Source organism: Mesorhizobium sp. M2D.F.Ca.ET.226.01.1.1, from assembly GCF_004022705.2.
GTDB lineage: Bacteria > Pseudomonadota > Alphaproteobacteria > Rhizobiales > Rhizobiaceae > Mesorhizobium.
In genome coordinates this window covers 1-287 of record NZ_RZOY02000128.1, presented here as the reverse complement: position 1 = coordinate 287, position 287 = coordinate 1, and the positions used below count along the sequence as shown (strand labels likewise).

Sequence of the window (287 nt, the reverse complement as noted above, 5' to 3'; positions counted from 1 at the left end):
GAGACAGCAGTCACCACCGTCGCGGTGCCGGAGATGTTCCGCTACTGGCTGCAGGGCGGCCGCATCTCCATCGGCTTCCTCGGCGCGGCCCAGCTCGACAGGTTCGGCAACATCAACACCACCGTCATCGGCGACTACGCGCACCCGAAAACGCGCCTTCCCGGTGGCGGCGGCGCGCAGGAGATCGCCACCTCTTCAAAAGAGGTTTACATCACCATGGCGCAATCGAAACGCGGCATGGTCGAAAAGATCGACTTCTTCACCTCCTTCGGCCATGGCGAGGGCGG

1 protein-coding gene is annotated in these 287 nt (G+C 63.8%); it reads left to right on the top strand.

All coding sequences use genetic code 11. The features are described from left to right. A partial coding sequence (locus tag EN869_RS34085) for a CoA-transferase (RefSeq protein WP_281109888.1) occupies positions 1–287 on the top strand: 287 nt, incomplete at both ends.